The sequence below is a fragment of the Paenibacillus sp. J22FR83 genome (assembly GCF_059691955.1).
This window is the reverse complement of sequence record NZ_JCAUAM010000033.1, coordinates 42,555-50,834: the sequence shown is the minus strand read 5'-3', so window position 1 is coordinate 50,834 and position 8,280 is coordinate 42,555. Positions and strand designations below refer to the sequence as shown.

7 protein-coding genes are annotated in these 8,280 nt (G+C 48.6%); 1 reads left to right on the top strand and 6 read right to left on the bottom strand.

Annotated features, from left to right (window positions below):
- Positions 1-387: 387 nt before the first annotated feature.
- The 6 genes from AC58PV_RS34165 to AC58PV_RS34140 all read right to left on the bottom strand — a co-directional run bounded on the left by AC58PV_RS34165 (position 388) and on the right by AC58PV_RS34140 (position 6,310).
- Positions 388-1,272, bottom strand: a complete 885-nt coding sequence (locus tag AC58PV_RS34165) for a hypothetical protein (RefSeq protein WP_497437465.1) — start codon at positions 1,270-1,272, stop codon at positions 388-390.
- A gap of 90 nt (positions 1,273-1,362) precedes the next feature.
- Complete coding sequence (gene hprK / locus AC58PV_RS34160) at positions 1,363-2,277, bottom strand: HPr(Ser) kinase/phosphatase (protein WP_497437463.1); 915 nt, start codon at positions 2,275-2,277, stop codon at positions 1,363-1,365.
- A 240-nt stretch (positions 2,278-2,517) separates the two neighbouring features.
- Positions 2,518-2,688 (bottom strand): hypothetical protein, encoded by a 171-nt coding sequence (locus AC58PV_RS34155; protein WP_157264501.1) that lies wholly within the window; start codon positions 2,686-2,688, stop codon positions 2,518-2,520.
- A gap of 161 nt (positions 2,689-2,849) precedes the next feature.
- Positions 2,850-4,232 (bottom strand): DUF4129 domain-containing protein, encoded by a 1,383-nt coding sequence (locus AC58PV_RS34150; protein WP_497437462.1) that lies wholly within the window; start codon positions 4,230-4,232, stop codon positions 2,850-2,852.
- A complete protein-coding gene (locus AC58PV_RS34145) occupies positions 4,213-5,346 on the bottom strand; it encodes a DUF58 domain-containing protein (protein ID WP_497437460.1) in 1,134 nt (377 codons plus the stop codon). Before AC58PV_RS34145 ends, AC58PV_RS34150 begins: the two co-directional genes overlap by 20 nt.
- A gap of 7 nt (positions 5,347-5,353) precedes the next feature.
- On the bottom strand, positions 5,354-6,310 hold the full coding sequence (locus AC58PV_RS34140) for an AAA family ATPase (protein WP_497437459.1): 957 nt from the start codon (positions 6,308-6,310) through the stop codon (positions 5,354-5,356).
- Positions 6,311-6,617: 307 nt separating this feature from the next.
- Between AC58PV_RS34140 and AC58PV_RS34135 the strand changes: the two genes are divergently transcribed.
- Complete coding sequence (locus tag AC58PV_RS34135; protein WP_497437458.1) at positions 6,618-8,276, top strand: response regulator; 1,659 nt, start codon at positions 6,618-6,620, stop codon at positions 8,274-8,276.
- The last annotated feature ends 4 nt before the right edge of the window (positions 8,277-8,280 follow it).

Below are 8,280 nucleotides of genomic sequence, written 5' to 3'. Positions count from 1 at the left end.
TGGAAATTACCGTAATATCCAAGGTGAAGAACGTCGGAAAGCCGTGTGAGGGAAAACCTCACGCACGGTTTGATGAGGAGAGGCTGGTAAACCCAGCCTTTCACTCTACAAATTTGCGGATTCTTCGATCAAACGTTGAATAGCTGGAGAAACTACAGTTAATTTTAACCAATTAGGCCAATTTGGGCACTAGAGGCAGTTTTACCTGCATATTTTACAGTTAATTCGAAATTTCGAGGAAGATTCTCGTAAATAACTGTATATTTTCCAGTTAATACAAATGCGCCAGGGCCGCAATTCGCTGAGCTTAACTTAGCAATTCAGCGTTGGGATGCACCTGCAAAAAAACCAGCTAACATCCGAAAATCGGAAGTTAACTGGTTTTTTCTATTCGTCATGTTTATTGTTGTTGCCGGGTTTCTTATCATTGTTTTTGTCTTTTTGTGGTTGCTTGTGATCCTTCTTGTCCTTTTCTTTGCTGTCATCTTTGTTATCTTTGTCATCGGCATGCAGGTTTAAATGAACATTCATTTTGCCGGCTTCGAGGTTGTATTGTTTGGCGAGTCGTTCGCTTAGTACTTGCCGAGCATCGGCGGCAGTGAGATCAATGGAACCAAGCAGTTTGGATACCCAAGCTTGAGCCTGCGCGCCTGTGAGATGAATTCTGCCGGCATGTGGAGACTGGATACTCAGGTCATATTGTGAACCTTGTGCTCCTTTGGATTGCTTTAAATGAAAGTTGAAATGCTGCCCATCTACACTTAAATCGACATCCTCGAGGTCAGAACGTTGACCAGTTGGGGAAGCTTTTGGCTGCTTATCCACCACCGTAGGTGAAGAGGTTGGACTTGCAGATGGACTTGGAGCTTCTGTAGCAGGGACAGACACTTGATCCGGTACAGGTGATTCCGTCGGAACGGGAGATACAGACTGTTCAGTTCCAGAAGCGATTGCGCTCTCTGTAGAGCCTTTTACATAAGCAGCCTGTTTCTTGTTATTCAGGATGACTTCAATTTCGCTCCCCGTCTTTAACTCACTCAGTTGAGCCTTCTCATCATTCAGGTACACCCAGACGGAAGAAGCCAAAGTGACGGTTCGATCACCCGTATCTGTATGTAAAGTAATCGTATCTGCCGTCAGGGCTGCTAGCTTACCTTGGATGGATGTAGAAGTTGCCACATTGGATGAAGTTGCCGCATACGTAGTCCAACCACAGAACATCAGGATAGCTAGTCCAAAAGCCATAATTGTTATTTTCATTTTTGAGAACATAAAAACACCTCCACTAACAGCTTTCGAGCCGAAGGGAGGTTTTGGGACGGTATGTGGTAAAAGCCATATAGGGAAGCGCAGTAGTCTAGTCTAGTCTGTGTCGGATTGCAGGCGCTGCATGAATTCTTCGGCTGCGCTGTAGCCTTGTTGACGCAGATACCAGCTATTGGCGGCAGCTTCGATCAGACCAGCGACATCACGTCCGGGCTGTAATTGGATCTCAATATGGGGAATAGAAATATCCATATAATCGGTGAATTTAGGCGCTAACTCTAAGTCATTGTTCAGCGCATGTTCTTGCCACTTCGTTAGCTCGATATCGAGCACGATGCGTGTTTCATCTTGAAATGCTTTGCGGCCATACAGCCGTGAAACATTGATGAGTCCAACGCTGCGCAGCGCGAGGAATTCCTTCGTTTTGCCGTTGTGCGTGCCGAGCAGCGTTTCGGGGCTAATCTTCTTGAGCACCACGATATCATCGGCGACTAGGCGATGGCCTCTGCGGATCAGCGTGTGTGCGGTTTCGCTCTTGCCAACCCCGGACTTCCCGCGCAGCAGGATGCCGATTCCCGAAACGTTGACGCAGACCCCGTGGACGGCGATCTCTTGAGCAAGCGATTTGCTTAAAAACAAATCAACTAAGTCTTGGAATTTGCTTGTAGGAGCGCTCGTGCGAAGGAGAGGGATTCGCTCCTCTTCACAGTATTTCTTTAAGTATTTCAAGCCCTCTTGGTTTCTCGTTACGACGAAACAAGGCGGGTGATATTTGACAATATTACCGATGTGCAAATTTCTTTCATTTTCGCTGAGCTTATGCAGGTAGGTAATTTCTTTGCGACCTAATAGCTGCACATGCGCTTGTGGGAAATATTCGAAATAGCCGACGAATTCCAGACCGGGGCGGTGTGCCTTCGTTTTGGTAATAGGACGGTGGAGCTCCGAATGACCAGCGAGAATCTCGAGCGAAAAGCGTTCAACTAAATCTTTGACAGTGACGGACTTCAAACGGGTGATCCTCCTTCGAGTTGATCATGAGATCGTTCTCTATTAGATTCTCTTTCCTATAGGAACAATCCTTTAAATAATGGTGAAAGTGCACGCTAAAAAGGCGATGTTCACAAGGAATACACCAAAACTAAAAGTGCTCTTCCAATAAGTGAAAAAATAACGCTCTGCACCGAGATGGTGTAGAGCGTTTTATAAGTTAAATCTTGCCTTGATCCACTTCTCTGTATGTAAAAGCAGCTATCTGTGAAAGCCGCATTTTTTGGCAAGTGTTGGCCATGTCGAGAGAAACATGCTTTCCCACCTGTCTTCAGGTAATACGAGGATCCATCTCGCGATTTGATCCAAGCCCATTTCATTAAGCGTGTGAAGCACTTCTTCTTTTTCTGATCCGGTTTTTAATGCTAACATCTCAAAACCACCTCAATCGAATGTATTCAAACAATTATGTATATGCCAATTTCTGAAAATATGTGACGGTTATTTTCAAAACGAGAGTAAGCAAGCCTAGGAGGAAGCTTGTTCTTTGTACCATTTGGAAATAAAGAGTTGTCATTTAGGTTAGGCTTATCTCATTTCAACCCATTCCGAATGCTTGGATCAATGGTTTGAAGTACCTGAGCAAGTTCCTCATCTGAAATCGTCTCTCGTCCGTATCGCACCCGATTATAAGCCGTAGTAAGCGCATGAACGGAAGCTTCTGCAAGCTGTGTTTGATGCGTGAGCTCCCAACCTGTTTCGTTGGGTGTTAATGCGCGTTTGAATGTGTAGCCGCCCTTACTCGCCTGCCCAATTAACACACGGTATAGATAGCGGATACGCTCCTGATTGTTCGCTAGTTGTGACCAAGATGGCTCGCGATTGGATGTTGACCATAGCTTAGAGCTTGCTTTGCGCCACCATAAGTTAGGAAGTTCTCGCCAATTGAGAAGGGCTTCTTTCTCATCGGTATACCCGTCAGTTGACTCACCATATTCGCGTTGCAGCGATTGCTTCCAAAAGCGTCGGATGAACGAGAGAAGGATGGGTACAAGCTTCATCAGTATGAGATAGAGGCAGCCTAGGATGAGAGCAATGATCAACACATAGCCAACAATTTGCACAAGATATTGCATGAGAATTCCAAACCAACCAGGTTCGTGCGGTGCGGCTGGCGGAAGTTCCATGGGAGGCGGTGCAGAAGGGCTGGGTTCAGGTACAGCAGGTGGTTCTTCCGATGATATAAGTCCCAGCAGCCAGACTAGAATAGCTCGCATAAGCTGCAAGAGCGCTTGCTTAACTTGCTGAAAGTAAGCGACGGCAGCGATAACCGCAATAAAGCTGATTAGCCAGATACGACTGGAACGTTTCACGGTTTGAGATAACGACGAAGCTGCAGCGCGATCATTCCCGGCTAAAGTAGCGACAAGAAGCTGTGTACGATTCGTGATAAAGAAGAAGAGAATGAGTGTAGCGAATCCAAGCCCGTTTAGGGCTATTTTGTAAGGGAGCATAATCGCTACGCGGGTCATAATGGGAACACCAATGAAGTACATCACGCCAGAGATCACGAATACCCCAGCTGGATAAAGGGAGAACCAGCCGTCTTTGGTATACCGAATCCCCCGATAGACGAGTAGTGCGCTAATAGCCGCACTTAATGCAACGTGCAAGGGTTCCATCTGAACAACATAAGATAATCCGTACCCTGTGGCTAAGCAGACAAGGACTTCGTAGCCTGTGCGAGAGAGCCACTTGAATTGTCCCACATAAGCACCAATCAGGAAGCAGAGTAACAATTGCATACAAGTTAGCGCGAGCATGCTATCGAGGACATAAACTTGAGATAACGTAACTAGTGGAGCAAAGATAACCAGCTCGATGATACCAAATAAAAGTGCAATGCCGCTTCCTCGCAGCATGTAGGATAGACGAGAAGACGGGGAATTCGTTTGATTAAGCAGGGGCTTGAGCATCAGATGGAGCCGCCTCCTTCTCACTGAGGTCCAGCAATTTATGTTGTAAGGGAACAAGGAAGACCGAATGTCCAGCTGCTTCAAGTCGTTCGATGCTGCGCGCCATTCCTTCAGAAACGAAAGCCGTTAGCAGGATGATATCCAACGCCTCACCTTCCACCTCGATGCCATAATCGAGGAAATCCTCACAGGAACGGGCACAAGAGATCGCGAGCTTTGCCATCGTTTCAAAAAGATGTGTGAGCTGTCCCCAGCCGCCTTCAGGAGCACAGTACACGGGAACACCCGGTTCATTCAGCAGCCAACCGTTATAGCCAAAACCGACAGGAACGCCTCGGCTAACCGCATGTTCAGCTAATGTTGCCGCGTAGGAGAGGGCTTTCTCGACAAGTTCAGGGTCGGTTACCGCGTCCCACATCGTTTCGGTGACTTGACTGTTAACGACAATAAGCAATCGGGGATCTGCCGTGAATTCACGGTTGTACACCTGAAGCCGCTGGCTGCGTGCCGTTGCTTTCCAATGAATGCTGTTCATCGTGTCACCATAGCGATATTCCCTTGCACCGGAAACGAGAAATGGATCAGGCATAATCCAGCGCTGAACTGTTACATCGCCTTGCCACCGGCTGGAGAGGAGCGGAATGTCATCGCGATTCACCAGACGCGGGTAAACTAGAAGCTCCACATGTATGCGGTGCGTAGTAGAGGCTGCTTGTAAACCAACGAAATCCCCCATCGTTGCAGCGATGGTTTCGAGCTTGTACCAACCGCGTTTCGCTGCATGTACACCATGGCGCCGCACGATGCGGGTATAGGGCATGAGGCTGAATAGACTGCGATGGTTTTGAAAAAGGGAGCCGCTGCTGACTTCCAGATTATTCATTTGCGTGAAATGGAGTCCGGCGTGAATGGTTGACTCCAAGCGCAACCAGGGAATCGGCGCAAGCTTACGATTCACGATGGTTTCGATCATGAGAATATCATCGCCGACATGGCAATGTGTGGTATCAAAGGTTCGTTCTATGCGAAGTCCACGAAACCCCCAGCGGGCGAAAAACTGAAACTGGAGAAAGAAGAGAGCGGCAGCGATAATGACTATCCAGCTTATGCTCATCCGTCCGCTACCCCATCTTCACTTCCGTAGGAACGGGGGTAGCGGCAAGGACGCTCTTCAGCAGCGCAAGCACTTGCTGATCCTGCTGGCGCGAGCGCGTGCGCAGCAGAATGCGATGCGCCCAGACGGGCGCAGCCAGCGCCTTGACGTCGTCCGGCAGCACGTAATCGCGGCCGCGCAGCGCCGCATACACCTGCGCCGCCTTCATCAAGGCGCGCACGCCGCGCGGGCTGACGCCGAGCGCGGCATCCGCATGCGTGCGCGTCGCTTCCGCGAGCTGCACGATGTAGTGCAGCAGCTCGTCGCTGACGCGCACCTGCGGGAACAGCAGCTGCGCTTCGAGCAGCTCCGTGCGGCTCACAACCGGCAGCAGCGCATCCAGCGGATCTTGCTGCTGGTAGCGCTGCAAGATCGAGACCTGCTCGGCTGCCGTCGGGTAGCCGAGGGACAGCTTCATCAAGAAGCGGTCCAGCTGCGCTTCCGGCAAAGGAAAGGTCCCCTGATTCTCGACAGGGTTCTGTGTGGCAATGACGAGGAAAGGTGCTTCAAGCTTGCGCGTTTCCCCGTCGATGCTGACTTGGCGCTCCTCCATGCTCTCCAGCAAGCTGGATTGTGTGCGCGGCGTCGCGCGGTTAATTTCATCGGCGAGCACGATGTGCGCGAAGAGCGGCCCTGGGCGGAACTCGAACTCGCCCAGCTTCTGGTTGAAGAAATTGATGCCGCTTACATCGGACGGCAGCAAGTCAGGCGTGAACTGGATGCGCTTCATGGAGCCATCGAGGGAGCGGGCTAATGCTTTGGCCAGCTGGGTTTTACCAGTGCCGGGCACATCTTCGAGCAGCACGTGACCGGATGCGATGAGCGCGATGACGAGGAGCTCGATGGTATCGTTTTTGCCTATTATAACGTGACCAACGTTTTCTTGAATGCGAGATGCGATGCGTGAAAGGGGTGCAATGTTCAAGTTGTTAACCTCCTGAATAATAAATGATGTGAAGGAATGCTGTGTTGATTCGCACGAGTAACTGAAGTGTCAGTATTTACATATACGCTATCTAATTTTACCATCCAACAGGTGATATTTACCAACAATACATTTGCGGTTGTAAATAGTCCCATTCCACCGATCTACATGTCTACTTTTTGCGGGAGGAGGTTAGTTGGGGAGATTTATTCTATTTGTATATTGGATAGCCAGTGAGTACAATGATGGTGATCATTAGTAACGTTAAGTGGATGCTTCTAATATGGGGAGTCCTGGGAGGTCAGGCATGTACAAGCTGCTGTTAGTGGATGACGAAGAGGATGTACGCGAAGGTGTCGTCCGTGAAATAAATTGGGAAGCCATTGGCTTTGAAGTTGTCGACAAGGCGGAGAACGGGAAAGAAGCGCTGGAAATGGTTGAGCGTCTGCAGCCGGATGTGGTTGTGACGGATATTCAGATGCCTTTTATGAATGGCTTGCAGCTTGCTGAAGCAATTAGAGAGCGCTTTCCCACGATTAAGCTCATCATCCTGACAGGACATGATGAATTTGAGTACGCCCAACGGGCGATTAAGCTGCATATTGATGAATATGTGCTGAAACCTTTTTCCGCACAAGAGCTGGTGAATGCTTTGCTGAAGGTGAAGGCTCAGGTGCAAGAAGAGGTTGCGCATCGGAAGGATGTGCAGTTGCTTAAGGAGCATTACCGCAAGAGTATGCCGGTACTGAAGGAGAATTTCTTAGCGACATTAATGAATCGGAAGCTTCCTCGAGACGAGGTGTTTGAGAAGGCAGCCAACTATGGCATTGAGCTCAGCGGGAATAGCTATGTGGTGGCCGTTTTGAGCATCGATGGTGTGTTTATTTCGGAAGATGATGTGGAGAACCGGGAGGAACTGTCGAAGTCGATCTCGTTGAAGTATTCGGAGGATCAGGCGCTCAAATATTTCGCCCTCTTAAATATTACGGAAGAGATCGCCAATAAGCGGGGCCTCGGGCTCGTTTTCATGCATGAAGATCAGGTGGTTGTGTTAGCGGCGAGCGAGAATAGGGACAAGGAAGCGGCGCTGCAGGAGACAATGAGAGTGCTGGAAGAAATTCGGCAGAGTGTGGAAAAATATTTGAAATTCACCCTTACAGTTGGGATCGGCAGTGTGATGAAGGACGTCACGAAAATCAGCTATTCATATGAAGATGCTGTGCTTTCTCTCGACTATAGACTGATTCTAGGCAGTAATCGCATGATTTACATTGATGATGTGGAGAAGCGCAGCGTGGATAAGGTTCGATTTGATGATGTGAAGGAACATGCCTTGACTCGCTGTATTAAGGTAGGCACATCGCAAGAGATCCGGGAGACGATTGATGAGCTGTTTCAAGGCATCGAGGCCGGTGTGTCGGTGAAGGATTATCAGATCTATTTGCTTGAAATTCTTACTTGTATTCTCAAAGCAGCCAAGGACTCAAACCTGAATGTTGACGAGGTATTTGGCGAGAGTTTCATCCCTTTTACGGAGATTAATAAATTCACTTCCTTGGAGGAAGCGAAGCATTGGTTGGCTGAGCTCTGCGCGAATATGATGAGTCATATTGCAACTGACCGTCAGTATACGTATAAGAATCTGGTTGAGATGGCGAAAGACTATACGAAAAGCCACTATCACGAAGGCGATATTACGATTAATAAAGTATGCGGACATCTGCATATTAGCGCGGGTTATTTCAGTTCCATTTTCAAAAAAGAAACCAAAATGACCTTCGTGAACTATTTAAACCACATTCGGATGGAAGCAGCGAAAGAGCTTTTGCGCTCTACGGACATGAAAGCATTGGAAATCGCCGAGAAGGTGGGCTATGCGGATGCGAATTATTTCTCCTTCTCCTTTCGCAAAAATGTTGGCGTTTCCCCGAAGGAGTATCGCAATAACAGCGTCAAGGGACTGTAGGGAC

Excerpts from the sequence above, each read along its gene's own strand:
- AC58PV_RS34165 (WP_497437465.1), bottom strand. The coding sequence starts at position 1,272 with ATGTTCTCAAAAATGAAAATAACAATTATGGCTTTTGGACTAGCTATC.
- AC58PV_RS34135 (WP_497437458.1), top strand. The coding sequence starts at position 6,618 with ATGTACAAGCTGCTGTTAGTGGATGACGAAGAGGATGTACGCGAAGGT.
- AC58PV_RS34145 (WP_497437460.1), bottom strand. The coding sequence starts at position 5,346 with ATGAGCATAAGCTGGATAGTCATTATCGCTGCCGCTCTCTTCTTTCTC.
- AC58PV_RS34155 (WP_157264501.1), bottom strand. The coding sequence starts at position 2,688 with ATGTTAGCATTAAAAACCGGATCAGAAAAAGAAGAAGTGCTTCACACG.
- AC58PV_RS34150 (WP_497437462.1), bottom strand. The coding sequence starts at position 4,232 with ATGCTCAAGCCCCTGCTTAATCAAACGAATTCCCCGTCTTCTCGTCTA.